The organism is Rhizobium grahamii CCGE 502 (assembly GCF_000298315.2).
GTDB lineage: Bacteria > Pseudomonadota > Alphaproteobacteria > Rhizobiales > Rhizobiaceae > Rhizobium > Rhizobium grahamii.
In genome coordinates this window covers 109302-135390 of sequence record NZ_AEYE02000037.1, presented here as the reverse complement: position 1 = coordinate 135390, position 26089 = coordinate 109302, and the positions used below count along the sequence as shown (strand labels likewise).

Below are 26089 nucleotides of genomic sequence, written 5' to 3'. Positions count from 1 at the left end.
CAAGCAGGGGGTCGAGCGGTTCGATCCCGCTCAGCTCCACCAAATCGATTGGTGTTGAGACTGACGGTTTTGATGGCGATGTCTTCTGAAGAAGTAAAAAGTTTGCATCGGCTTTAAGCCGTATGCCTGTTCTGCATATATCGTGAAGAGAAGATTGATCTGGAGGCTTCCAGGTGTTGGGTTCTGCCCAATGTCCGAGCCCAGTTCTGTTGAAACCAAGGATGGCTTAGTCGGCCGGATCTGGTGGAGGGACTGGAGGTAGGAAGGAAGCTTGTCATGAGGATCGACCATTGTTCGGTGCCTTCGGGTGCTGTCTGATGGCTGGTCTGATTACCGTTGCCTGACCGCGCGGTACCGGATTTAATCTCGAGAAGCTGGTCTTAAGACCTGATGCAAGCGAGCTGCTCGGCGTAGCTCCAATAAAGCAATCAGGTCGAACACGTCGATGGCATTGTTGGATTGACTGGGTTGTAAAAGGTAACCCGGTCTGTTGCCGTTTCCTTCGGGATGCGAGCAGCGAGATGATGAGCATTGGCAATGAGAACGATTAAGTGTCGTAAGGGCATTTGGTGGATGCCTTGGCATGCACAGGCGATGAAGGACGTGATACGCTGCGAAAAGCCGTGGGGAGCTGCGAATAAGCTTTGATCCATGGATCTCCGAATGGGGAAACCCACCTTAAATGCTTGGAAAATCATTCTGGTTGTTGGATCTTCGATCCAACGTTACGGCGAACGATCGCCGACGGACTAACGTCCTGTATGGGAACTTCCTGTACAGCGCGGTAGCGCGTCGCCGGTTGTCCGGCGTTAGAAACCCGAATGGTTTCCAAGCATTGTGATAAGGTATCTGCACCTGAATAAAATAGGGTGTAAGAAGCGAACGCAGGGAACTGAAACATCTAAGTACCTGCAGGAAAGGACATCAACCGAGACTCCGCAAGTAGTGGCGAGCGAACGCGGACCAGGCCAGTGGCATTGGAAGTTAAAGTGGAACAAGCTGGAAAGCTTGGCCGTAGTGGGTGACAGCCCCGTACGCGTAAACACTTTCAATGTCCTAGAGTAGGGCGGGGCACGTGAAATCCTGTCTGAACATGGGGAGACCACTCTCCAAGCCTAAGTACTCGTGCATGACCGATAGCGAACAAGTACCGTGAGGGAAAGGTGAAAAGCACCCCGACAAGGGGAGTGAAATAGAACCTGAAACCGGATGCCTACAAACAGTCGGAGCCCGCAAGGGTGACGGCGTACCTTTTGTATAATGGGTCAACGACTTAGTGTAACAAGCAAGCTTAAGCCGGTAGGTGTAGGCGAAGCGAAAGCGAGTCTGAATAGGGCGATTTAGTTTGTTGCATTAGACCCGAAACCGAGTGATCTAGCCATGAGCAGGTTGAAGGTTGGGTAACACCAACTGGAGGACCGAACCCGCATCTGTTGCAATAGATTGGGATGACTTGTGGCTAGGGGTGAAAGGCCAATCAAACTCGGAAATAGCTGGTTCTCCGCGAAATCTATTTAGGTAGAGCGTCGACCGAATACCCCCGGGGGTAGAGCACTGGATGGGCTATGGGGACTCACCGTCTTACTGATCCTAACCAAACTCCGAATACCGGGGAGTACTAGTCGGCAGACACACGGCGGGTGCTAACGTCCGTCGTGAAAAGGGCAACAACCCTAACCTCCAGCTAAGGTCCCCAAGTCATGGCTAAGTGGGAAAGGATGTGAGGATCCCAAAACAACCAGGATGTTGGCTTAGAAGCAGCCATCATTTAAAGAAAGCGTAACAGCTCACTGGTCTAAATAAGGGTCTTTGCGCCGAAAATGTAACGGGGCTGAAGCCATGCACCGAAGCTGAGGATGTGTAGCAATACACGTGGTAGCGGAGCGTTCCGTAAGCCTGTGAAGGGATACCCGTGAGGGATCCTGGAGGTATCGGAAGTGCGAATGTTGACATGAGTAACGATAAAGAGGGTGAGAGACCCTCTCGCCGAAAGACCAAGGGTTCCTGCTTAAAGTTAATCTGAGCAGGGTTAGCCGGCCCCTAAGACGAGGCGGACACGCGTAGTCGATGGGAACCACGTTAATATTCGTGGGCCTGGTGGTAGTGACGGATTGCTCAACTTGTAAGGTCTTATTGGATTGATCTTGCAGGGACGCGGTTCCAGGAAATAGCTCCACCGTATAGACCGTACCCGAAACCGACACAGGTGGTCAGGTAGAGTATACCAAGGCGCTTGAGAGAACTATGTTGAAGGAACTCGGCAAATTGCACGCGTAACTTCGGAAGAAGCGTGACCCCTTCGCACGCAAGTGTGGTGGGGTGGCACAGACCAGGGGGTAGCGACTGTTTATCAAAAACACAGGGCTCTGCGAAGTCGCAAGACGACGTATAGGGTCTGACGCCTGCCCGGTGCTGGAAGGTTAAGAGGAGAGGTGCAAGCTTTGAATCGAAGCCCCAGTAAACGGCGGCCGTAACTATAACGGTCCTAAGGTAGCGAAATTCCTTGTCGGGTAAGTTCCGACCTGCACGAATGGCGTAACGACTTCCCCGCTGTCTCCAACATAGACTCAGTGAAATTGAATTCCCCGTGAAGATGCGGGGTTCCTGCGGTCAGACGGAAAGACCCCGTGCACCTTTACTATAGCTTTACACTGGCATTCGTGTCGGCATGTGTAGGATAGGTGGTAGGCTTTGAAGCAGGGACGCCAGTTTCTGTGGAGCCATCCTTGAAATACCACCCTTATCGTCATGGATGTCTAACCGCGGTCCGTTATCCGGATCCGGGACAGTGTATGGTGGGTAGTTTGACTGGGGCGGTCGCCTCCGAAAGAGTAACGGAGGCGCGCGATGGTGGGCTCAGACCGGTCGGAAATCGGTCGTCGAGTGCAATGGCATAAGCCCGCCTGACTGCGAGACTGACAAGTCGAGCAGAGACGAAAGTCGGTCATAGTGATCCGGTGGTCCCGCGTGGAAGGGCCATCGCTCAACGGATAAAAGGTACGCCGGGGATAACAGGCTGATGACCCCCAAGAGTCCATATCGACGGGGTTGTTTGGCACCTCGATGTCGACTCATCGCATCCTGGGGCTGGAGCAGGTCCCAAGGGTATGGCTGTTCGCCATTTAAAGCGGTACGTGAGTTGGGTTCAGAACGTCGTGAGACAGTTCGGTCCCTATCTGCCGTGGGTGTAGGAATATTGACAGGATCTGTCCCTAGTACGAGAGGACCGGGATGGACATATCTCTGGTGGACCTGTTGTCCTGCCAAGGGCATAGCAGGGTAGCTACATATGGAATGGATAACCGCTGAAGGCATCTAAGCGGGAAACCAACCTGAAAACGAGTATTCCCAATCAGAGCCGTGGAAGACGACCACGTTGATAGGCCGGGTGTGGAAGCGCAGCAATGTGTGAAGCTTACCGGTACTAATAGCTCGATTGGCTTGATCGTTCTCATTGATCAATGCTCATAGGGCAAGCGCAAGGCGCTTGTCCCGACAGAGCGAAGGCGCAAGCCTTTGCGACAGGCCCGGCGAACACGCGGTGTTCGTCCGGTTCTAGCCTGAGACGTGTTCAAGATTAAGAAGAGGGCTCTGCCCTCACCAGCTTCTCAATTTGTTGCGCTTCGCTGACCTGGTGGTTATGGCGGGGCGGCTGCACCCGTTCCCATTCCGAACACGGCCGTGAAACGCCCCAGCGCCTATGGTACTTCGTCTTAAGACGCGGGAGAGTCGGTCGCTGCCAGGTCTGCTAAACGCAACAAACAATCTTCTCATCACGTCACGGCGATCACAAGATCGTCCGAAAACGGCCCAAGCCGATCAAAAAGGGCCGCCCAAAAGCGGTCCTTTCTGCTTTCCAAGGGCTAAAATGCGGAGCAAAATGAAATGGTGGTGCACCTGACTAGATGGTGCGTCCCTTACAGGAGACAACTTGCTGCGCAAGTTGCTCCGGCAGAGGCATCACCGCTGAAGCGGTGACGCTACCGTGACAAAACCCAACGGGTTTTGCACTTGGCGCGGGGTGGAGCAGCCCGGTAGCTCGTCAGGCTCATAACCTGAAGGCCGCAGGTTCAAATCCTGCCCCCGCAACCAAACTTCCAAAAGACAACGATCACCTCATAACTCCTCCGCGTAAGCGTCGAGGAGCTTTTTGCGTTTCTGAGCAGTGTCCAGTTCGCCGGCGCGAAGCCGCCCCGCGAAATCCTCGTGAATCTCCGAGACGAAGCGGCTGCTCATGCAGTCGAGCCCGTCCATCGCCGCAAGGATGGAAGCGATCCGGCCGTGCACTTCGAGTGATGCTGGCTGGTGGCCCGGGGTCTTGCTGCACGAGTTGCGTCCGCACCTTACGGCTCCGCCATGCTCGCCGACGTGACTTTCGTCGCCTAGCTGCTGCCGGGCCAGTTCCGCGAGTTCAATCGTGTCGACTTCAAGATAAGTATGGCCCAAATGGCAACGCAACAGCCCGTCTACCGACTTGAAATGCTGATGCCGCTCCAGGGGCGCTAAGACCCCTTCTTCACGTAGGCGCCGCCAACGCCGCCTTGTCCTGTGGTAGAAACGGCCGTTGCGGCGGATCACGAGCCGCCAAGCTTCATCGAAGGTGGTCTGATTGTACGACGCGACGCACCCACATTCCTCCATAGTACGTGGACTTCAGTGGCGGCGAGTCGAGTTGTCCCACGTCGCCGCACGGCTTCGAGGACCAGTCCACTGTTCGACATTCCTAAACTACGCGAGATACGGGATCCACATGGGTTCACGCGCATTCAACACCCAAGCGGAAGCTCTACTTCAATACTTCCGTATAATTGGAATGTACTGAGGGTTCGGCGATCATGGTGTCGGTAGCCGACGCGGCAGCACACCCGCGATTTTGATCGAGCTCTAGTCCGACGGGTGCGTCCGGCAGCGTATGGGTCCAGTTTGTCCGTTTTTGCATATTGATTCAAGTATCGGACATTGCTTTAGCCCTGTACTTTGCGTTGCCCGTGCAACCAAATGGACCCACGCTGGGGGAACGATGCCCTGCGTGCAACCAACGGAAAATGGAAGGGATGCCCAGATGAATCGCGCGCTCGATCGGCAGCAACCCAGCGATACGTTTTCGAGAACGTCATTTCTCGACATCGCCAACGCGGCGTATATCGAAAGCCTGCAGGAGCGATATCTAGAGGATCCTAATTCTGTCGGTCCAGAATGGCGTGATTTCTTCTCCTCGCTTGACGACGATGCCGTCGATATCAGACGAACAGCGGCTGGCGCATCCTGGAAGTCGGCGAACTGGCCAATGTCTCCGAATGGAGACCTGATTTCCGCTCTTGATGGAAACTGGGCCAAAGAGCTTGAGGTGAAAGCAGGACAAGGATCGCCGTCGGACGGCGACAGGATCGTCTCAAACCGCGACACGGCGCGGGCATTGGCGATCATCCGCGCCTATCGGATACTGGGACATCGGGCTGCGAAGCTCGATCCACTGGGCTTGATAGTACCTGACGAAAGCGAGGAATTGCAGCCTTCCTTCTATGGGTTCGCCGAGGCTGATCTTGACCGCCCTGTATTCCTCGACGGCGCCTTCGGCGCCGAACTGGCCACTATTCGCGAGATCCTAGATCGCCTGCGCGTCTGTTATTGTGGGACGGTCGGCTACGAATACATGCATATCTCCGACCGGACGCAAAGGACATGGATCCAGCAACGTGTCGAACTGTTGAACGCTACGACCGAACTGGCACCTGATCACAAGCGGCGGCTTCTACAGAAGCTCGTAGAGGTGACAGGCTACGAGCGCTATCTCAACAAGAAGTTCGTCGGCACGACGCGCTTTGGGCTCGATGCTGGGGAGTCGACAATCATTGCTCTCGAAGAGATCCTTGAGCATGGTGTGGCCCTTGGGGTAACAGAGGTCGTTTTCGGTATGGCCCATCGCGGACGCCTGAACGTCCTTAGCCAGGTGATCCACAAGCCACACCGGGCAATCTTCAGCGAATTCAAGGGCGGATCATTCCTCCCGGACGAAGTTGAGGGGTCCGGCGACGTAAAGTATCATCTGGGAACCTCTTCGGATCGGGAGATCGGCGGCAAAAGGGTTCACCTGTCCCTGATCGCCAATCCTTCGCATCTTGAGATCATCGATCCGGTGGTGCTGGGGAAAGTCAGAGCCAAGCAGGAACAGCGCAGCGATACAGCCGACCGCACGACGGTCCTGCCGCTCCTGATCCACGGCGATGCGGCGTTCGCCGGGCAGGGGGTCGTTGCCGAGAGCCTCGGCCTATCAGGTCTGAAAGGCTACCGGACGGGAGGCTCGGTCCATCTGATAATCAACAACCAGGTCGGCTTTACTACCGACCCGAGCTACTCTCGGTCCTCACCTTATCCGTCCGACGTCGCCAAGATGGTCGAAGCGCCGATCTTTCACGTGAATGGCGACGATCCTGAAGCAGTGGCACGCGTCGCCAGGCTCGCGATCGAATACCGCCAGACGTTTCACAAACCTGTTGTAATCGATCTGATCTGCTTCCGGCTCTTTGGCCACAACGAAGGTGATGAGCCGTCGTTCACCCAGCCCGAGATGTACAAGGAAATTAGAAAGCACATGTCGACGCTCGACGTCTACGTGGAGAGGCTGAGCGCGGAGGGGGTTGTAGGAAAGGGCGAGGTCGAGGATGCCAGCGAGAGGTGGGTTGAGCACCTCGATCGCGAGTTGGAGGCATCTAAATCATATAAGCCGAACAAGGGCGATTGGCTGGATGGCAAATGGGCGGGACTTGGCTCTGGCAGGGCGGAAAGCGAGGATGAGAGCGACGGCGCTACAGGCGTCGATGTGTCGAAGCTAAGAACCATCGGCGACAGCATCACAACGCTACCGGACGGTTTCCACGCGCACCCCACTGTCGGTCGTTTCCTCGAGGCGCGACGTAGGGCGATCGAGGCCGGTACCGGCATCGATTGGGCGACAGCAGAGGCGCTCGCGTTCGGATCACTTGCCGTCGACGGTTATCCAGTTCGTCTGTCGGGGCAGGACAGCGAGCGCGGGACCTTCTCGCAGCGCCATTCGGTGATCATCGATCAGGAAACCGGGGCGCGCTACGCGCCGCTGGCTTCCATCAGCCCCGACCAGGCGCCGTGCGATACGTTCAACTCGATGCTGTCGGAGCAGGGCGTGCTTGGCTTCGAATATGGTTACTCGCTTGCCGAACCGAATGCCCTTGTTCTCTGGGAGGCGCAGTTCGGTGACTTTGCAAACGGCGCTCAAGTGCTGTTCGACCAGTTCTTGTCATCGGCGGAACGCAAGTGGTTGCGGATGTCGGGCCTGGTTTGCCTACTGCCCCACGGATATGACGGCCAGGGGCCGGAACATTCATCAGCACGGTTGGAGCGCTATCTGCAAGGTTCGGCCGAGGGTAACTGGCAGGTCGCCAATTGCACGACCCCAGCCAACTATTTCCACATTCTCAGGCGGCAACTGGAGCGCAATTTCCGTAAACCGCTGATCCTCATGACACCCAAAAGCTTACTGCGCCATAAGCGGTGCCGGTCGGACCTCGTCGACCTCGGCGCGACTGGGCGGTTTCAGCGCATCCTTCGCGACGAGGGCGAAAAGGATGACGGAAACCCGGTCAAGCTGGTCTCCGACAGCAAAATTCGGCGGCTCCTGTTGTGCTCGGGCAAGGTCTACTATGATCTTCAGGATGAGCGCGCGAGGCGCGATATCGACGACGTCTATCTACTGCGTGTCGAACAGCTCTATCCGTTCCCGGCCAAGGCAATTGCAGCGGAACTGGTGCGCTTCCCGACGGCTAGTGTCGCTTGGTGCCAAGAGGAGCCGAAGAACATGGGCGCTTGGTCATTCGTCGAGCCCTACCTCGAATGGGCCATTACACAAGCTCTCGGATCCGCGGGGCGAGCGGGCTATGCGGGCCGGCCGGCTTCGGCATCAACGGCGACCGGTCAGATGTCGCGCCACGTTGCGGAGGTTGGCCTGTTTATGAACGCGGCGTTCGCCGCATAGCTGCGAACGGCGATCAACATACGTTCAAGTTGACGTCGTTCTCAGAAAGCCGGGCGCGAGGGGGAGTGGACTACATGATGTCCACGTTCAATCCGATCGATCGTTTTCGTGCGCCTAGCGCGCGACAACGATGCCGAGGAAAGGGCGCTCCAGCATCGACGTATCGGTCTTTCTCGCGCCGCAAAGCGGGTGAAGTTCAAGGAAAGACGATGGAAACGTTGCAAGTCATCAAGGCGCTCGCGCATCCGGCACGAATGGATATACTTAATTGGCTGAAGGATCCGGAGACCCATTTTGGCGATCAGGAACATCCCCTCGCAATGGGCGTCTGCGCCAACCAATTCCAGCGAAGCGGCCTGGCGCAATCGACTGTTTCGGCGCATCTTTCAGCGCTGACCACGGCCGGTCTCGTCAAAAGCAGACGGGTGGGGCAGTGGATTTTCTACAAGCGCAACGAGGAAGCCATCGCCACGTTCTTGAAGCAGCTCGTGCACGACCTCTAGGGAAAAGGAAAAACGTGGATCGCTCAGGTCGAGGCGACGTCGATAACCACACGGCCGCGTATTCTTCCGGCGATGATGTCTTCAGCAAGTTGGGGTAGCCTGGACATAGGCTCGACGGTCGTCATCTTTCTTAGCTTTTCCTTGTCGAGATCGCGCTCAAGGCGCTTCCATGCCGCGAGGCGTTGCTCGAGCGGGGCAACGACAGAATCCATGCCGATCAATGCGACGCTGCGAAGAATATGCGGCATCACAGTACCGTTCAGATCCGCGCCCCCGGCAAGGCCACAGGCGACGATTGCGCCGCCTCGTACTGTCTGAGCAAGAATGTTTACCAGCGTGCTGGAGCCGACGCTGTCAATGCCGCCTGTCCAACGCTCCTTTTGGAGCGGCGGTCCTTTCTCCTGAAGACTTGCTCTATCGACAAAGCCGGTTGCTCCTAGGAAAGCGAGGTAGTCGTGGGTCTCAGGACGCCCGGTCGACGCCGTGACATTGTAGCCTTGCGCGGCCAACAACGCGACCGCGACCGAGCCAACACCACCAGCCGCCCCGGTGACAATCACTTCGCTTGAGCCGGGCTTTACCGTGCCCCATTTCTCCAGCGCATCGACGCACAGGGCTGCGGTGTACCCAGCGGTCCCAACTGCCATCGCCTCCTGCATCGAAAAGCCGTCGGGTAGGCGGATTAGCCACTCCGCCTTGACGCGTTGATATCGGCCATAGGCGCCCCATTCCGTCTCGGACAGTCCCCAGCCGTTCAGGACAACCTTGTCACCCGTTTGCCATTTTGGAGAACGGCTCTCCACAACGGTCCCCGCCAAATCCACGCCAGCGATCATCGGCGTGCGCCGGGCGATGCGTCCCTTGCCAGTGATTGCGAGGCCGTCCTTGTAATTGAGCGTCGAGTAGGCGACCTCGACCAGAACGTCGTAGTCCGGCAGTTCTTCCATAGAAATCTCGCGAAACGCGCCCATGGTCCTGCCGTCCACGCTGTCGATCACCATCGCCGGGAAGCTCTTTTGCATGGCTGTCTCCTGTGTGTGTGTTGCGGGCGAATTGGCGTTGTTCACGCCGTAGTGAGTGTCCGAGGCGAGGGCGCGGCTGTCGCACCGGATGGCCGAAACCTGTGGCGGTACTCGACTGGCGTCACATTTATCCGTCGCATGAAGGCGCGACGCAAACCGGTTTGGTCCGCGAAACCGCACAGGCTTGCGACCCTCTTCAGGGGGGTGTCGCTTTCTTCGAGAATTCTTCGCGCGGCCTCCACCCTGGCTGCCTCGACATAGTCGCCGGGGGTCATGTGGGTTTCGCGTTTGAAAGTCCTCGCGAAATTTCGGCTGCTCATCCCAAGGCGCGCCGCCAGTGTCTCGACCGACAGGTCGTCCGCCAAGTTATCGACGATCCATTGGGTGGTGTCGCGGATCGGACCGATCTCGGCTGCCTGCGCCTCGAGATGAACGCTGAACTGGGACTGGCCACCGGGACGCTGGAGGAACAGGATGAGTTCCTTCGCGACCCGCAGCGCAATGCTTCGGCCAAAATCTTCTTCGACCAGGGCAAGCGCCAGATCCATGCTCGCGGTGACGCCGGCGCTGGTATAGATCGGACCGTCCTTGACGAAAATCGTATTTGGCTCAAGTCTCACGGTCGGAAACATACTGGCGAGCCGGGAAGTGGAATTCCAATGCGTCGTCGCACGACGACCATCCAGCAACCCCGCTTTTCCAAGAAGGAAGGCGCCAGTGCATATCGAGGCAAGCCGGCGAACGTGGTGCGACTCGCGGCCGATCCACCGCAGAAGCTCTCGGTGATCCTCGTACTGGCGGATGCCGGGGCTTCCCGCAATCAACAAGGTGTCGAACCCTTCCAGGGTGTCCTTGATCGACATATCCGGCAGAAACCGAGTGCCGTTGAGGGCGGTCACGGGCTCCATCGTTAGCCCTACGATATCGAGCGAATAGCCGGCACGCCCTTTCAGTTGCGTCGTGGCCTCCGAGAACACGTCCATCGGCCCGGCTACGTCGAGCATCTGAACGCCGGGGATGGTGAGGATCGCGATACGCATGGTCTGCCCCCGCTTATGGGCCGCCCTTGGGCTCCGGGCCGTGCAAGCGGCTAGAGTTTCGATCTTAGGTCGCGATAGTGTCCGGTCAAGCGCTCCAGGTTAAACGTTCTGTTGAGGCCACTCGGGTTCGGCAGGACCCAGGTCCTTGCTCCGGCGAACACCTCGTTCTGCAGTCCCCAATCGCAATCGCCGCGACCGCTGATCGCAGCGAACGCAGCTTTTCCAAGGAATGCCAGATTGTTTGGTAAGAACCGGTTGATTTTTGCTTCCAACTCGGGCGCAGCCGTCGCGTAGTCGTCGGCAGTCAGTTCGGCAGCGCTCCTCGTCGCCCGCGGCACTGCGGCTGTTATCCCGCAGCCATAAGCGAGCAATTCCCGTTCCTCTTCCGCCCTCAGCAGGCGAGGAGTGAAGCCTGCGAGATGCAGAACCCGCCAGAAGCGATTGCTGGGCGAAGAGAAATTGTGGCCGTCCCGCTCAGCGGTGACGGCCGGATTGAGGCCGCAGAAGACAACGCGAAGGCCAACGCTGAGGATGTCGGACCGTCCCCCGTACTCGGTGGCGGGAGCATCAACATCGAGAGCGTCTTCGATAAGCATGCCGTTCTGCGATTCTCCACACATCGTCACACCAGCGCACGGCCCTCGGCGGATATCACCGAGCCCATGTCCACGACTTCGTCAGCCAGGATCATCTCATTGTGAGGCTTTCCCGACGGGATCATCGGCAAGCAGTTTTCGGTCTTCTCGACCCGGCAATCGAAGATCACCGGTCCAGGAGTGTTCAGCATCTCGATGATCTTGCCGTCCAGTTCCTCTGGTTTTTCCGCCCGGATACCCACGGCACCATAAGCCTCCGCCAGCTTTACGAAATCTGGAAGGCTTTCCGAGTAGGAATGGCTGTAGCGCTCGTCATGCAGTAACTCCTGCCATTGCCGGATCATTCCCATATACTCGTTGTTGAGGATGAATATCTTGATCGGGAGCCTGTACTGTACGGCAGTCGACATCTCCTGCATGTTCATCAGTATCGAGGCCTCGCCGGCGATGTCTATGACCACGCTCCTGGGATGCGCGAGCTGGACGCCGATCGCAGCCGGCAGGCCGTAGCCCATCGTCCCAAGCCCGCCCGACGTCATCCACCGGTTTGGCTCGCTCAAATAGAAGAACTGCGCCGCCCACATCTGGTGCTGCCCGACTTCGGTCGTGACGTAGACGTCGCGGTCGAGTGTCAGCGCCCGCAGGCGCTCAAGCGCGTATTGCGGCTTGATGACTTCTGACGAATTGCGATAGCTGAACGCCTTGCGCGCACGCCAGGTCTCGATCTGCTTCCACCAGGGCGCAAGCCTATCCTTGCGATCTTGCTGACGCTGGCGCGGCCACCCGGCGATGAGGTCTTCCAGGACAGACAGGGCATCACCGACGATACCGACGTCGACGGGAACGATCTTTCCTATTGACGACGGATCGATATCGACGTGGATCTTCCGCGATCCCGGAGAAAAGGCGTCGAGACGACCGGTGACGCGATCGTCGAACCGCGCGCCGAGGCAGAGCATGACGTCACAGTCGTGCATCGCATGATTGGCCTCGTATGCGCCATGCATGCCAGGCATTCCGAGCCACAGGTCATCGGAGGCAGGGAACGCTCCCAAGCCCATCAACGTCGAGGTAACGGGCGCGCCGACAAGCGCTGCAAACTCGCGTAGCCGCGCACTCGCCTTGGGCCCGGAATTGATGACGCCGCCGCCGGTATAGAGTATCGGCCGGCGCGCCTCCGACAGAAGCTTTATGGCCTCGGCGATGCTTCCCGGGTTGCCTTTGATCTGCGGCTCGTATCGATGGAGAGGGATCGCCTCGCGGGGGCCGGAGTAACGTCCACGCGCGACTTGGATATCCTTTGGGATATCGATCAGGACAGGGCCGGGCCGTCCCGTGGTGGCGATCCGATATGCCTCGTGCATGACATGAGGAAGTTCTTCGATGCTCCGTACGAGATAGTTGTGCTTCGTGCACGACCGAGTGATGCCGATGGTGTCCGCTTCCTGAAAAGCGTCGGTGCCGATCAGGTGGGTAGGGACCTGGCCGGTTATGACGATCAGCGGGATCGAATCCATCAGCGCATCGACGATGCCGACGACGGTGTTGATCGCGCCCGGCCCACTGGTGACGAGAACGACGCCCGGCTTGCCGCTCGACCGCGCATATCCCTCGGCGGCATGGGCTGCACCCTGCTCGTGGCGCACAAGGATGTGGCGAAGTCGGGGCTCGTCCAAGAGGGCATCGTAAATTGGAAGCACCGCGCCGCCTGGATACCCGAAGAGGACTTCTGCCCCCTGATCCGCCAAGGCCCGGACGATCATGGCTGCGCCCGTTATCTCATCGGAGTTTGCCGTCGCCGGCGTCGTTGCGGTGATATTGATCGTCATGTTTCAGGTCCAGTCTTGGCCACAGGCTCGAGGTTCTATTGATCCAATATAGGCATGCGATACCTGTCCGGAATTTCAATTCCGTGACAAAAACAGACAATCCGACGTCGTTTACGGCCAGCGGTTTGAAGCAGTATCGGTGGCCTCGCCAACACGCCATCAGAGTTGGCGAGGCGCTAGCTGTTACGCCGAACTTCTGCAATCTGCATCATCACCGACTTTATGACGCCTTCGTCATGCAACTCGCCGACCAGCAGTTTGAACCAGCTGAATCCGACCCAGAGGGCGACCTTGTCGTCCACCTCGTCGGAGAGCAAGTCGCCGCGCGCGGCCGCACCGCTCAGCATCCGTCTCACGTCGGCGGTACGATCGGGAAGAAACCTGTCCCGCAGCGCACTTAGCGCCTCCGGCGTGCCCTGGGCCTCGGCGATCAAACCGCGAAGCGCCGCCCCGGCCGGGTGAGACGCCCAGAAACGCCACAGACTGGTGGTGTACTGCGCAAGTTCCTCAACCAGATTCCCGGTGTCTGGAACCGGAACGAAGGTCGAGCGCTCGGCGGTGTAGATCGCGATAAAGAGGTCGGCCTTGGTCGGGTACCAGCGATAGATCGTCGTTTTTCCCGCGCCAGCTCGGCGGGCGACTTCATCGACAGAAAAACCGGCGTAGCCCCTTTCCGAAATCAGATCCTTGGCGGCGGCAAGCACGGCAGCCTCCGCTTCCGGATTGCGACGAGATCCAATGGACGTTCGCTTTTTGGCAGGGGCGGGTATCGGTTTCGTGGTCATTGACAAGGCGTACCTCAACTTCGCAGGCCCGATCAACAACGATTGCACTACGAGTGATCGATCAGATGGGCGCGCGACTCCGAGGGGTCAAAGGGACCCGCGAAGTACTGGGTCTCCCTCTCTACGAGACCATTCGCGAATTCCATTATGCTGACAGCATAGGATGGCGCACCGTCGTAGGTGAGGATAAACTCCGTGACCCACAGGCTCCCGCTGCCGATGATGCGGCGGACGGAAAAACGCTTCTTGTTCGGTTGAACGCAGCGGCTCTCCTGGATCTTCCCGCGCCCTCGGATACGTTCGCCGGATTGCGGATATTCGAGCAGGGCATTCTCCTGATAGATTTCGTGCTCCAGTTCAAAATCGCCGGCGTCCGAGGCTGCCCAATGCCGTTCGAGCGCCACCCGGAGTTCTCGGTCTTCCATCTTCGATATTCCTTCCGCGAAATGCTTCCGTCCTTACTTGGTTGCCTGTACCTCGGTGACACGGGGAATGAAGCCTGGAACTCCGGTATCGACCACTCCGTTGAAGCGGACGTTCGTGGTTATATGCTCGCGCATCTGAAGCATCGCGTCCTCGGGCAGGGTGGAAAAGTCGAAGTTCTCGTCGATGCGCTTTGGGTTCTTGGACGTCGTCAGGAATGCCGTTCCTCGTTGCGCGGCCCAGGCCAATGCGACCTGAGCCGGCGTCTTCCCGAGCCGTTTGGCGATCCTGGTGACGACTGGGTCCTCCAGCAGGTTTGGAACCATTGCATGGCCGAGTGCCGCGAACGCCAAGAGAACGATGCCGTGCTTCTGACAATACTCCAGCAATTCCCACTCGGGCAGATATGGATGTGCTTCTACCTGTACGATGGCAGGCTTGATACGTGCCGCCTCGACAATTTCCTTCAGTTTTTCGAGCGAGACGTCCGACAGGCCAATAGATCTGCATCGCCCGCTGTCCACGAGTTTCTCCAATGCGCGCCAGGTATCGACCAACTTGACGCCAGGATCGTATATGACGTGTCCGTACTCGTCTCGCGGGTCCTTTTCCTCGCCGGGGAGGAAAGCGAATGGGGTATGTATGAGATAGGCATCAACGTAGTCGACCTTCAGGCGACGGCAACTTGCTTCGAAAGCAGGTCGGACCCGTTCAGGGCGATGGTTTGTGTTCCAGAGCTTCGTGGTGACGAAAAGGTCCTCACGGCGCAAGATGCCCGCGGCAATGGATTCGCTGAACGCCGCGCCGACCGCTTCTTCGTTGAGATATCTCTCGGCACAGTCGAAATGTCGGAACCCTGTCGAAAGGGCCGCCTTCACCGCCTGCTTTGTCGCAGTCACATCGGGTATGAGTGTTCCGAACCCGGCAACCGGGATCGTGCCGGTGCCATGGGAGAGAGGGATTCTCTTGAAGCGGAGCATATCTGGGGCTTCCATTTGCCAATCCTTCGTTTGGGGCGAAAACTTGCATGGGCACGAGCTTTTTCTCGTTGCGCTTTAGCCAGACCAGCCGCGATGACATCTCGCAGCTTCCCTTGTAAAGCGGTATCGTTTCCAGGGATATTGTACGTTGGTGTCAGCACGCTTTCGCCAACACCGTACCGGGCTCAGCCGACGTTATTGCGATTTCGGGCGGAGCGCTTTCGACCGCCATCGTAAAAAGCTCCTGGGCGCGGCTGACGCCTCGCAGAATGTGGGAACCGATCGATTGCAGACGATCGGTCTCTGAATGGGGCACGATCGCCGCAAAGGCCGCCGACATGAGGAACTTGCGTTGCAGAGGTCGACAAAGCGAAGCAATGCGACTGACCTCGTTGACGGCGGGGCCAATGACTGTGAAGTCGAGGCGGTCCTGACTGCCGATGTTCCCGTAGAAGACATCTCCCACATGCAGCCCGAGATAGACATCCGTGACGGGGCGGCGTTCGGCACCGCGTTGCGCGTTAAGTGCGACCAGCCGCTTGTCGAGTAGAGCGCGCGCATGGAGCGCGGCTGCACATGTTCGGCTGGCGACGTCGCCTCTGAAGATTGCGAGCGTTCCGTCACCCATGAGTTTGAGCACTTCGCCGCCGGCTTCCTCGATCGAGGAGATCACCGCGTCGGAGTAGTCATTGAGCATCGGGATGATCTCTTCGGGATCGACCGTGTCCGAGATTCGGGTGAAGTTTGCGAGATCGGAAAACCATAGCGCTGCAGAGATGCGCTCGCTCTTGCCACGTGTGATCCTCCCGTGCAGCACATGGTTGGCCGCATCCTCGCCGAGATAGACCTTTGCGATAGTGGAGGCGACGCCACTCACCACCACGCACTTGACTGCAAGGGCAAGGCACGGCAGCAGGTCGCGCAGAGCCTGCGCGTCTGCCTCGGAGAAACCATCGATCTCCCGGGTCCCGAATTGCGAGAAAAAGCAGTCGATGCCGCCTATGGCGCCTGGATCGTCAAAGCGGTGTGCCACGGCGATGAAATCGGTGAACCCATCCCGCTTCATCGTGTCGACGAGAAAGAAATCCGCGGGATCGCCGTTCAGAAGCCGCCGGCGCACCTCCGTGCCGCCCGTTTTCTTTAGATAGTGAAAGGCAGAGCGCTGCCAGTCGCTCGGGGTGCCACCTGGATTGGCGAACCCGAACTCGAAGACACGTTGCATCCATCGCGACCGATCCCACCGGTAAGCTCGGCGTTCGTACACGGGATGCAGCGTATCCATGACGGCGCTCGCCCTGTCGATCTGCAGTCCGCCAGCGTTGCAACGCTCACAGAATCCCGCGAGCAGATCCTCTTCCGGCAAGCCTTTCAGCCCGGATTGCATAAGCCAGGTGGTGATGTTCTTGGCGTGGTGGTCGTCCACGGGAAAAACTCCTGTTATTGAGCGTTCCAATCAACTGTCGATCGGTGCTTGTGCTTCAGTCACCTCGTCGTCAGCGGATGCGGCGGCGAGGGCTTCATCAACGAAACCACAATCAGCCCGACAATTGCGGCCATGAAGGTGATCCAGAACCCGTCGATGTAGGCCAGCACGTTCGCTTCCCTCTGGACGATTGCCGCCAGTACCCCGACGCCGCGTTTCAGGGCTTCAGCCTGCGATGTTGCCTGTGCCGACCCCGAGCCGAGTTTAATGATCGTCGAACTCCACCCCGGCGTCGTTCCCGTGACGTGAAGGCCGATCAGGTACGAATGCAATTGCTCGCGCTGGCGCACCCAGGTCGTCATCGACGTCGCGACCGTCTCAGAACAGATCAGGCGCATGACCTGGACATAAGCGACGAGGGATATGGCGCGGGCCGGGTTCACATTGCTGAACAGGGTTGCCACCGCGGCAAGAAACACAATCTCTTCGCCGAACGTCTGCAGGATCACGATCATCCGGAACTCGGGCAGCGACCAGACGCTAGTCAACTGTGTACCAAGCCATGCCGATATTGCGAACAATGTGAAGCCGATAATCAACGTCCAGCGTTGCTTGACGGTCCGGACAAGAGCCACAGCCGTACCGGTTGCCGCGACGAGAAGCAGAACTGCGTAGGGTGCGGTGAAGTCGCCGATCTGCTCCGGACGCAGGCGAGCCACGCTGATCAGGAAGTTCGGTTCCAGCAGCGAACTGCCGAGACTGGCGATCATGAAGCAGGCGATGGCGGCGAACCCTAACGCGATGTTTCTGTGGCGGAGGATTGAGATATGAGCCCACGGCTCCTTGACCCGCGCCTCGTGCCACAAGAATACGCAGAAGAGAAAGGCCGTCGCGGCGAGAAGCGACACCACATACCCGGATCGGAACCAGTCCAGACGGTTACCCTGATCCAACGCAAAATAGAGCGTCGTCAAGGCTACGCCAAAGAGCGCCATTCCGCCCCAGTCGGCACGATCCAGAAGCTCCCGGTCGACCTTCATCGGTTTCCCGCCATACCAGAACAGGATGCCGATGACGGGCGCGACGACGGCACCCTGCCAGTAGAGCCATTGCCATCCAATCGTTTGGGTGTAGCTCCCGGCGGCATACAGGCCGAGGTTTTGCGCGAACGGTATTCTCAAGACGTAGAACGAAAGAGCGAAGATCCAGTAATTCCGATCAAGGTTTCGAAAGGCAACCAGGAGCGTTGCTCCGACGAAGATGCCAAGCACCATCGCTCTTAGAGCATGCAATGCGACGAGAGGTACAAAACCGTGAGCAAAGGGCATTGCAACGGAGATGACGGAATAGAGAATAGACGGCCCGATCATGACCCTCTTGACGCCAAAGACGCCAATCAACCAGCCGATGCTCGGTGCAACGAGAATTTGCGGCGCCGTCGCGAAGGTGCTCAGCCAAGCACCCTCGTCGAAACTCAAGCCGAATGCGCCGCGCAGATCCGCAAGGCCGATGCTTGCGGTCCTGACGTCAAAGGCCGTCAGTATCGACGCCATGACCATGGCAACCGCGACATATCCTTGTCGCGGAAGATCGCTTGAATGAACGCGCCTAGACATCGCGCTCTCCTTTTGTCGCTATTCGGGTTATGACCGACATACCCGGACGCAAACGTTCAAAGTTCGGCTGTGTCGGGTCGATTTCGATGCGCACGGTCAGACGTTGGGCAACCTTCGTGAAGTTGCCGGTCGCATTGTCGGGGGGCAAAAGCGCGAACGTCGAACCGCTTGCGGGCGATATTTTCGAAACGATGCCGTGGAGAGTTTCCCCTGGTAGAAGATCGACAGAAATGTCGACGGACTGTCCCTCGCGAACCAGCGCCAACTGGTTCTCCTTATAGTTTGCGAGGATGTAGACCTTCGGAAGCGGCACGATCGAGATCAGGTTGGTGCCTGCAGCGACGTAGTTTCCCAGCTGCACGTTCCGCTTTGCGACGACGCCGTCGACGGGTGCGCGCACATCGGCATAGCCGAGATCAAGCTCGCGTGCCGCAACGTCCGCCGCGGCGGTGTCGAGGTTCGCCTTCAGCACGTCGCGCTGCTTTGAGATCACATCGAGCTTGACCTGCTGAGCGACGACGGTCGCATCTGTCATCTTGGAGTTCGCCAGGGCCCGCTCGTGAGCCGCGGTCGCCTTTTCCAGCGTCTGGAGCGAGCTCGCCCTGCCGTCGATGGCGAGCCGCGTCTGGCGTTCAAGCTCCTTGCTCGCCTGAATTTCATCGGCGGCAGAGGCCTGCTCCTGGGCGACGGCAATATCGATCTGCGTAAGCTGAAAAGTTCGCTGAGTGTCGTTGTCCTCAAGCTGCGCATGGGACGCTTCGAGGCGGGCCTTTGCAGCTCGCAGTGCAACTTCAAACGGCTTTCGGTCGATCGAAAACAACAGGTCGCCAGCTTTGACGTGGTCATAATCGCGAACGGATATTCCGTCGACGGTGCCGCCGACGCGGGCGCTGATGGACGAGACGTCTGCATAGACCGCTGCATCGTCCGTTGTTTGCACCGAACGGCTTGCAACCCACCAATCCCAGTTGGCTCCAGCGCCGACAACGGCGGAAAGCGCGACGAAGATCGCCGTGGCAGGCACGACGAACGAGAACGGTGATGCTTTGCTGTGAGAGGGAGCCGCTGGATGCGTGCCATCCTGAGTTCCCGGCAATGCCGTGACGTTGGTTCCCGACTGTTCAGTTACTTGGTTCTTGTTTCTCAACCAGGCCATTTTCTTCTTCCGTTTGGTAGATCCGAGGTTCGCCTTCCGCGACGCTCGCGGCGTCCCGGAAGAAATCGGCAATGTCGGACCGCGTGGGCTTTCAGGTTCACACGGCAGATGCGGCTCGCCGTTCAGTCGCTTCGCAGATTGGACATACGAAGCTTCACGACCCACCTCCGCATCTTCCGACAAGAGGGCCGGCAACCGATCAAATTCGCCCACAGCGACTTGCGGGAACAAATCCCCGGGCCGCTCGAAACCAAACGCTCGGCTGTTGTGTGGTATAAACGATACGTATCGTTTCAACAAGGCGTGACCTATGAAAATACGCCTGCCCAGGTATTCGCCTTTTGATCACCGGGGCCGATCCCTGATGAAAGCACGCGCGTCGTCGAGCCACCATTCAACCAAGGTATCGGCGACACCTTCGTATAATGGAATTGCGTCCGGTCGGATGTTCTCTTGTCACGGGACCCGGCAATATGTCCGCTTACGGATCAGGAGCTTTGGATCCTCAACGAAGCAGCATTGGCATCGGGAGTATGTCTTATGGCTCGTCTTCTTTCCGTCAACGTCGGGTTGCCCCGCGACGTCGAATGGCAGAACAGGAACGTCACGACGGCCATCTGGAAATTTCCAGTCGAAGGCCCACGCATGGTCCGGCGATTGAACATAGATGGCGACGGGCAGGCGGATCGCACCGGGCATGGTGGTGAGCATCGTGCGGTGTTCGTCTACCAGATCGAATCTTACCGGTACTGGGAAAGACACTTGGGCCGAAGCGACTTTGTCTATGGACAATTCGGGGAGAATTTTACCGTGGACGGGCTTACCGACGCCGAAGTCTGCATCGGCGACCGCTACCGCATCGGTGGCGCGCTGTTTGAGGTGACGCAGCCACGCGTCACCTGTTACCGGCTTGGCATTCGCATGGACGTACCCGAAATGGCGGCTCTGCTGGTGTTGCATGACAGACCGGGCTTCTATTTTCGCGTTCTTGAGGAAGGGTATGTCCAAGCGGACGACGCCATCATCAAGACCGCATCCGGAGAAGGCGGCATGACCGTCTCGGAGATCAACGCGCTGCTCTACAAGCCTTTACATCCCCGCGACCGATTGGAACGGGCGCTGCGCAATCCGTCGCTGAGCGCTGGTTGGCGCCGTTCGTTCCAGGCTTTGCTCACACAATCGGCCGAGGGCGGAAAGGTGACGGGAAATGCGGGTCTGACGGGCGCGATAGAGCCGCGCCCGGCGTGGGACGGCTTCCGGGAGTTCCACGTGGTTCGCAAGACGTCGGAGGTCAACCATGTCACCTCGCTTGAACTCAAGCCGTTGGACGGCAGGTTGCTGGAGAGCTATCTGCCAGGGCAATTCATCGTGCTCCGGCTGCGGCCACGCTCGGCTCCGATCCTTCTTCGAAGCTATTCACTGTCGGGCAGGGCGGACGGCCTGCATTTCAGAGTAACTATCAAGCGGGAGCCCGACGGCACTGCCGGCAGATTCGTATGCGAAGAATTGAAGGAGGGGGATCTCGTGGAGGCGAGCGCGCCGCGCGGCAGCTTCACGTTGATCCGCAGCGACGGACCTGTGGCATTCTTGAGCGCGGGGATCGGGATGACGCCCGTTCTCGGCATGCTTCATGCCCTCGCGGCGGAGAAGTCGCAGCGGGAGATCTGGTGGCTTTACGGAACGCGTAACAGCCTGGAGTATCCATTCGCACAGGAAATACGCGAGCTCCTTCGGTCGCTCCCGAATGCCCATTGGCACACCTGCTACAGCGCCCCCGCGCCAGGCGACCGGCAGGGCGCTGACTATGACTCGACAGGCCACCTGGACGCGGCAATCCTCAAGGCGCTTGGCCTTCCGATCGAGAGCGATTTCTACCTCTGCGGGCCTGCGAAGTTCATGAGCGACCTCACGGAAGGACTTGCTGGCGTAGGAGTTGCGCGTCATCGCATCCACACGGAGCTGTTCGGCGCCGGTTCGTCGATAACGCCAGGAATCGCAACTTCGCCGCGACAGCCACCGCATCAGCCGGCGGGCGAGCCCGGCTCCGGAGGATTGGTTTCGTTCGCCCGCAGCGGATTGGTCGTGCGTTGGAACTCAAGCATGCACAGCCTGCTCGACCTGGCTGAGGCATGCGATGTGCCGGCGCGCTGGTCCTGCCGGACCGGCGTTTGTCACACCTGCGAGACCGGATTGATCTCGGGCTCGGTTACCTATCAACCGAGCCCGATCGATGGAGCCGCAGACGGCAATCTGCTGCTTTGCTGCTCGCAACCGGCAGGTGACCTCGTCATAGACCTGTAGCGGTCAAACGTCGCACAAATGGAGGAATTGGACATGAGATCGGACATCGTTTCGGGAGCGGTTTTTCCAGACTACGAACTCAGCGATCACACCGGCAAGCGTCGAAAACTCTCGCAGTTACAGGCCATGTATCCCATGGTCCTGGTTCTCAGCCGAGGCAGCTTCTGTCCCAAGGATCGGCGCCAGCATGAGGGGTTGCTGCAGCTCTATCGAGAGATGGAGGTCGGGTATTGCAGGCTGGTGACGATCAGTACCGACACCATTGCCGAAACACACGAGTTCCGCAGCGGCGTCGGCGTCGGGGCGCATTGGCCATTTCTGTCGGATCCGAGACGGTCGATACAGCAGGACCTCGAAATCGCGGAATACACGGACCCGGTTCACAATCCGATGATCCCCCATGTCATTGTCCTCGAACCCGGTTTGATCGTCTACAAACTCTACAATGGGTATTGGTTTTTCGGCCGCCCGACAGTTGAGGACCTTCGCCAGGATCTGCGCGAGGTCTGCAAGAAATCCTGGCCCGATTGGGACATCACGCAAGCGGAGTTGCGGTCCGCGTGGCAGGAGGGGCGCAAGGACATGTTCTTTCCCTATGGAAGGTCCATCGCACAAACTCTGGCTGACGATTAGTTCACCGGGTTTCGGCGACCCCGACCGCGTCTTCGGACACCGGGCAAGGACTGCACGTTGTGGTCACCGACATCTCGAACGGACTCCTAAGTCGGAGGCATCGAAGTCAGCGAGGTGTTTCACGACAAAGGCGGCATCTTCCACCATTCCAACGGTCGAGGCATCGCCAAGGGCCCCCAATCACGGGATCGCATCTGGAACCGGGTCGGTGGTGAACATCCGTGATGCCAGGCCAAGCACGTCATCCGCTGCGGTCTGCGAGTGCGCGAAGGACGGCCTTTTCGAGGGTGTCGTCGAAGAAGGGTTTGAAAAGACAATCGGATGCGCCCTGCGCAAGGAGCCTTGACCGCAGGTTTTCGTCATGGTTCGCGGTTATAAAGACGACAGGGACCGGGCTGTCGCGGCGCAGGAGTTCGCACTGCAGGTCCGGTCCAGACATTCCCGTCATAACGACGTCGAGAAGCAGACAGCTCGTCGTCGCAAGGGCGCCCGAACCGAGAAACTCCTCCGCCGACGCGAAGGCGATGCTGTCGAGGCCAAACGACTGAAGGAGCGCGGGCAATGACTCGCGGACCGACACATCATCGTCAACAACTGAAACCAATGGACGAACGCCTTCCATGGCCAACTCCGTTACGGCCACCATGCGGTGTTTCCGTCAACCGGTCGGAAATCACCTACCGGAATATGATTGAATCTAAGAGTTGTTCAACCTCTAGTACATTGTACCAAGGTATCGGTCCGCTGACCCTGATGTCGTTTGCAGGGTTCAGGGGCAGCCTCCGGCGCGGCGATCAGATACGCCATGCCGTCAGCGACGTGGACAGGACCAATCTTGGGGGCCCTGGTGGGTAGAACATCGAGCAGGTGTGCCGATCCAGTCTACATCCATGCAACGTCCCGCACTTTGCACAGGCGTCGATTGGCCTACTTGTCGGCAAGGGTTTGCGTGTAGTGACCCAGCAGGGTTTCAATGTCGGCATTGGTTGGAAGGCCCATCTCCATCAGCTTGCCAATATTATTCTGCGCGACAGGGCGCTGGACGGCGGTGATGAATGCATCCCAGCCGGCTCCGATTTCCGGATCGGATGGAAGGCAGGCAAAGTCAACCAGACGCTTCGCGTCGGCGATGGCGTGGCGGATGGTCGGTCAGCGACGATGTGATGGTGACGACGCTTCCTCCGGAGTTCTGAAGCAGCATCTGCCGGATGGCTTGCTTCGTAAAATAGATGAACCCCTCGATCCCGGCGTCATTGACGAGAGCGTCGATGGAACCGAACCGATCCACAGCCCGGTGTGCTACGCGCTCGGCCGTCGCCGGATCGCCGACATCGCCGTCGACGAGTTCGAGACGGGCAGTCCGATCGAACGGCGTGGTATTGCTGATGCGCCTGGATGTGCCGACGACGTTCCAGCCCTTGTCGAGAAATGCCTTCACCGGTCCGGCACCGATTCCCTGTGACGCACCGGTGATCAAAATCGTCTTTTGACCGCTCATTTGTGCCTCCAATTGCGCAGGCGACCTACCGCCCGCGGTGGACCTGCTGGAGACCGAGTTCGGCGGCCGGACTTTGCACAAGATCATCACCGATGGAGAATTCGCGGTCGCGCGCAGGCTCGCCGGGAAGGGATCGGGCCGCCCGACGGCAACATGGACAAAGATGCAGCCTCAGAAGCATTCTGGAAGGCAGGATCACTGGACCGACCGAGTCGCTGCCCAGGGCGAAGAAGCTGTTGACGATGGTGCCCCCTTCGTTCCCAATAAGGTGGTCAAGAAAGTCAAATTCAAGCTGAAGTAAAGACGGGCATGGCGGCGGTGGAAGGTCTCACCGATGACGAGATGCAAGCGCTCTCCGGATGGCGGCAGGGCGACTTCAGTTTGGAATGGGCACATTTCCCGGTCGTCTCCGACACCTCCGAACTGAATGACTTTCCTTGAGCTGGCGCGCCGTCATCTCATCTAGCGTCATTACGGTGAAGAACTCGTCCTGATGTAGGCCTCCGGCCAGACGAACTTCTTGGACAGCGCGTCGAAGTCGTCGCGGATCGCCTTCCTCGTGGTCTTCTTCTCCTTTTCCGCATCCACGACCGCGATGAACCCGATGGCGGACCCGTGGCTTTCCGGGTCGGGATTTCCGCGCACCCGGAACTCGTCGACTGCCTTGTAGACGTCGCCGACCGAACCGCCTGTCTTGTGCTTCTCGCGTGCCCGGTCACGGAGCTGTCTCAACGGCCTGGTGCATAGCCAATCAGGAAAGACGAATCGTCCGAAACGCCGCTCCAGGGATTGCTGGAACACGCTGCGAGAAAGGTCTTTGCTGAATCCGTCCTTCCGAGGGAGGCTGGAAAGGACTCGCTTGTGAATGCTGGCGGCCTTGCCAAGATCGATCACGTGGCATTCATCTGCCCGGAGTTCTAGGATGGCTGCCGAAGGCGTCACGCCGTTGATGACCTGCCTGCGGAGACGCTCGTCGGCAACGATGATCGGGCAGACCATGACATAGTCCTTGTTGCGCCCGAAATTCACCACATCGCATGTCTGCGTGGCGACAATCCAGCCGACGACCTCCTCGAAGATACTTCAACGCCGTCTTGGATCTCGCCTTCATTTCGAACGTGAAGCCGCCTGCCGGCCAATGATGGCCCCTTCCACGGGCATCCGGTCTGGAAAACTCGCACGGACGGTACCATCTCCTTTGAGAATCACGAACTCAGGGAGGTTGCGATGCCCGGACCTGCCGCGCACGCCGTCGAGGAACTGTCGCTCGAAATACTGATGCCGAGGCGGACCTGCCGCGGAGCCATCGTCTGCGATTGCTGCCGACGGGCAAGAAGCGCGGCCGACTTCGACGAGGATTGCTTCGGCATCTGCTGCGATTGCCTGGAGTCCGACGCGCTGCTCGTTGAACTGGACGCGAGCATGGAATTCGATCCGTACGCGCGATCCTGAGGAAGGTGGCCCGGGAGCAGGATAGGGCGGATGCTCTCGACCAAAGAAGAGCCAGCCAACGACTGGATTGGCGCCTAACCCGCTGCCGACATGTTGCGAACACATTCGTCAGATAGAAGCCCTTCATCGGCATCGCTGATGAGCGCTGAGATCATTTCGCTGCTCGCGATGCCCCATCGTTCAAGCTTTTGGCCACGGATGTACTGGCACTGGTGATAGGACGATGATCAGGAAGGTCGGTGCGATTTCGCCCCGGCCTTTTTTGTTGTCCCGAAACTAGGTCAGGAACAGCAACTGCTGCTCGAGGATAGCGCACAGCAAGAGCTCTTCGCTTTCTCCGCAACAAGCCAGCGGTCACGAGGCTTGCAGGTGGAGGGGCGAGCGTCCAGCGTCACCAGAAATGATCCGTCCTGCAGGCGTGGGTAAGCCGCGCAATAGAGAGCCAAAGGCCTCTCGCCATCGCTGACTTCGAAGGTGAGCTTTGCGGACGGCTCAAGCTGCACGTGGTCGCTGACCTTCCGGATGATGGCGGAGAACTTTCCGGCGGGCATGTGCGTCCGCCCATCCTCGTCGATGTCCCAGAGCTGCACGAAGATTTCCGACCACGCTTCAAAATTGGCTCCGCAGTCCAGGGCCGAAAACTGGCCTGCCTTCACCTCGGTCACGTGATAGCCCGCCTTCACCGGGCGTCCGTCGTAGTGAAAGATCAGGGGGGCATCAGGCGCGGTCGCCAGGATGTCGAGAAGATGGCCGAGCGTGATATCCGTCGAGAGGCTCTTGTCGATCGCATTCATGTGCGCTACTCCTTGTTTCGATGATTCAAT

21 protein-coding genes, 1 tRNA gene, 2 rRNA genes and 2 pseudogenes are annotated in these 26089 nt (G+C 58.6%); 10 read left to right on the top strand and 16 right to left on the bottom strand.

Annotation, left to right across the window (positions count from 1 at the left end; translation table 11 throughout):
• The first annotated feature begins 545 nt into the window (after positions 1–545).
• The 3 genes from RGCCGE502_RS32155 to RGCCGE502_RS32145 all read left to right on the top strand — a co-directional run bounded on the left by RGCCGE502_RS32155 (position 546) and on the right by RGCCGE502_RS32145 (position 4092).
• Positions 546–3449 (top strand): 23S ribosomal RNA (locus tag RGCCGE502_RS32155).
• Positions 3450–3630: 181 nt separating this feature from the next.
• A 5S ribosomal RNA gene (gene rrf, locus RGCCGE502_RS32150) occupies positions 3631–3745 on the top strand.
• A gap of 270 nt (positions 3746–4015) precedes the next feature.
• Positions 4016–4092, top strand: a tRNA-Met gene (locus tag RGCCGE502_RS32145).
• A gap of 24 nt (positions 4093–4116) precedes the next feature.
• Here the strand turns inward: RGCCGE502_RS32145 and RGCCGE502_RS32140 are convergent.
• Positions 4117–4641: a hypothetical protein gene (locus RGCCGE502_RS32140; RefSeq protein ID WP_016558406.1), complete on the bottom strand. Its 525-nt coding sequence runs from the start codon at positions 4639–4641 to the stop codon at positions 4117–4119.
• A gap of 421 nt (positions 4642–5062) precedes the next feature.
• On the opposite strand from RGCCGE502_RS32140, the gene RGCCGE502_RS32135 reads away from it, so the two are divergent.
• Both RGCCGE502_RS32135 and RGCCGE502_RS32130 read left to right on the top strand, forming a co-directional pair.
• Positions 5063–8008 (top strand): 2-oxoglutarate dehydrogenase E1 component, encoded by a 2946-nt coding sequence (locus RGCCGE502_RS32135; protein ID WP_016558405.1) that lies wholly within the window; start codon positions 5063–5065, stop codon positions 8006–8008.
• A gap of 209 nt (positions 8009–8217) precedes the next feature.
• On the top strand, positions 8218–8511 hold the full coding sequence (locus RGCCGE502_RS32130) for an ArsR/SmtB family transcription factor (protein WP_016558404.1): 294 nt from the start codon (positions 8218–8220) through the stop codon (positions 8509–8511).
• A gap of 23 nt (positions 8512–8534) precedes the next feature.
• Here RGCCGE502_RS32130 and RGCCGE502_RS32125 read toward each other — a convergent pair whose 3' ends face one another.
• From RGCCGE502_RS32125 to RGCCGE502_RS32080, 10 genes are all read right to left on the bottom strand, one after another.
• Positions 8535–9533: an MDR family oxidoreductase gene (locus RGCCGE502_RS32125; protein WP_016558403.1), complete on the bottom strand. Its 999-nt coding sequence runs from the start codon at positions 9531–9533 to the stop codon at positions 8535–8537.
• Between the two features lie 41 nt (positions 9534–9574).
• A complete protein-coding gene (locus RGCCGE502_RS32120) occupies positions 9575–10573 on the bottom strand; it encodes a GlxA family transcriptional regulator (protein WP_016558402.1) in 999 nt (332 codons plus the stop codon).
• A gap of 50 nt (positions 10574–10623) precedes the next feature.
• On the bottom strand, positions 10624–11169 hold the full coding sequence (gene mug / locus RGCCGE502_RS32115) for a G/U mismatch-specific DNA glycosylase (RefSeq protein ID WP_016558401.1): 546 nt from the start codon (positions 11167–11169) through the stop codon (positions 10624–10626).
• A 26-nt stretch (positions 11170–11195) separates the two neighbouring features.
• Positions 11196–12998: an acetolactate synthase 3 large subunit gene (locus RGCCGE502_RS32110; protein ID WP_016558400.1), complete on the bottom strand. Its 1803-nt coding sequence runs from the start codon at positions 12996–12998 to the stop codon at positions 11196–11198.
• Between the two features lie 176 nt (positions 12999–13174).
• Positions 13175–13702 (bottom strand): TetR/AcrR family transcriptional regulator, encoded by a 528-nt coding sequence (locus RGCCGE502_RS32105; protein ID WP_244441831.1) that lies wholly within the window; start codon positions 13700–13702, stop codon positions 13175–13177.
• Between the two features lie 128 nt (positions 13703–13830).
• Complete coding sequence (locus RGCCGE502_RS32100) at positions 13831–14208, bottom strand: nuclear transport factor 2-like protein (RefSeq protein WP_016558398.1); 378 nt, start codon at positions 14206–14208, stop codon at positions 13831–13833.
• A gap of 33 nt (positions 14209–14241) precedes the next feature.
• Positions 14242–15201, bottom strand: a complete 960-nt coding sequence (locus tag RGCCGE502_RS32095) for an aldo/keto reductase (RefSeq protein ID WP_040676110.1) — start codon at positions 15199–15201, stop codon at positions 14242–14244.
• A 139-nt stretch (positions 15202–15340) separates the two neighbouring features.
• On the bottom strand, positions 15341–16609 hold the full coding sequence (locus RGCCGE502_RS32090) for an adenylate/guanylate cyclase domain-containing protein (RefSeq protein WP_016558396.1): 1269 nt from the start codon (positions 16607–16609) through the stop codon (positions 15341–15343).
• A 59-nt stretch (positions 16610–16668) separates the two neighbouring features.
• Positions 16669–18225, bottom strand: a complete 1557-nt coding sequence (locus RGCCGE502_RS32085) for an MFS transporter (protein WP_016558395.1) — start codon at positions 18223–18225, stop codon at positions 16669–16671.
• A complete protein-coding gene (locus tag RGCCGE502_RS32080) occupies positions 18218–19381 on the bottom strand; it encodes an HlyD family secretion protein (RefSeq protein WP_019280478.1) in 1164 nt (387 codons plus the stop codon). The genes RGCCGE502_RS32085 and RGCCGE502_RS32080 overlap by 8 nt, the downstream gene beginning before the upstream one ends.
• 540 nt (positions 19382–19921) lie before the next feature.
• On the opposite strand from RGCCGE502_RS32080, the gene RGCCGE502_RS32075 reads away from it, so the two are divergent.
• Positions 19922–21682 (top strand): MOSC and FAD-binding oxidoreductase domain-containing protein, encoded by a 1761-nt coding sequence (locus RGCCGE502_RS32075; RefSeq protein WP_016558393.1) that lies wholly within the window; start codon positions 19922–19924, stop codon positions 21680–21682.
• Between the two features lie 33 nt (positions 21683–21715).
• On the top strand, positions 21716–22315 hold the full coding sequence (locus RGCCGE502_RS32070; RefSeq protein WP_016558392.1) for a redoxin domain-containing protein: 600 nt from the start codon (positions 21716–21718) through the stop codon (positions 22313–22315).
• Positions 22316–22556: 241 nt separating this feature from the next.
• Here the strand turns inward: RGCCGE502_RS32070 and RGCCGE502_RS32065 are convergent, their stop codons facing one another.
• The 3 genes and pseudogenes from RGCCGE502_RS32065 to RGCCGE502_RS32060 all read right to left on the bottom strand — a co-directional run.
• Entirely contained in the window at positions 22557–22961 is a 405-nt protein-coding gene (locus tag RGCCGE502_RS32065) for a response regulator transcription factor (RefSeq protein ID WP_016558391.1), read from the bottom strand.
• A 281-nt stretch (positions 22962–23242) separates the two neighbouring features.
• Positions 23243–23455, bottom strand: a pseudogene (locus RGCCGE502_RS38475) (enoyl-CoA hydratase/isomerase family protein); the annotation flags it as partial.
• A pseudogene (locus RGCCGE502_RS32060) lies at positions 23454–23813 on the bottom strand (SDR family NAD(P)-dependent oxidoreductase); the annotation flags it as partial. The pseudogenes RGCCGE502_RS38475 and RGCCGE502_RS32060, both read right to left, overlap by 2 nt.
• Positions 23814–23850: 37 nt before the next feature.
• Between RGCCGE502_RS32060 and RGCCGE502_RS32055 the strand changes: the two are divergent.
• Positions 23851–24114 carry a hypothetical protein gene (locus RGCCGE502_RS32055; protein ID WP_016558389.1) on the top strand — a complete coding sequence of 88 codons (264 nt, stop codon included), beginning with the start codon at positions 23851–23853 and terminating at the stop codon, positions 24112–24114.
• 8 nt (positions 24115–24122) lie between these two features.
• Positions 24123–24254: a hypothetical protein gene (locus tag RGCCGE502_RS38865; protein WP_019280477.1), complete on the top strand. Its 132-nt coding sequence runs from the start codon at positions 24123–24125 to the stop codon at positions 24252–24254.
• 30 nt (positions 24255–24284) lie between these two features.
• Here the strand turns inward: RGCCGE502_RS38865 and RGCCGE502_RS32050 are convergent, their stop codons facing one another.
• Positions 24285–24845 (bottom strand): hypothetical protein, encoded by a 561-nt coding sequence (locus tag RGCCGE502_RS32050; RefSeq protein ID WP_016558388.1) that lies wholly within the window; start codon positions 24843–24845, stop codon positions 24285–24287.
• A 195-nt stretch (positions 24846–25040) separates the two neighbouring features.
• On the opposite strand from RGCCGE502_RS32050, the gene RGCCGE502_RS36955 reads away from it, so the two are divergent.
• A complete protein-coding gene (locus RGCCGE502_RS36955; protein ID WP_141652457.1) occupies positions 25041–25265 on the top strand; it encodes a hypothetical protein in 225 nt (74 codons plus the stop codon).
• A 281-nt stretch (positions 25266–25546) separates the two neighbouring features.
• Here RGCCGE502_RS36955 and RGCCGE502_RS32040 read toward each other — a convergent pair whose 3' ends face one another.
• Positions 25547–26059 carry a DUF6428 family protein gene (locus RGCCGE502_RS32040; protein WP_016558386.1) on the bottom strand — a complete coding sequence of 171 codons (513 nt, stop codon included), beginning with the start codon at positions 26057–26059 and terminating at the stop codon, positions 25547–25549.
• Positions 26060–26089: the final 30 nt, after the last annotated feature.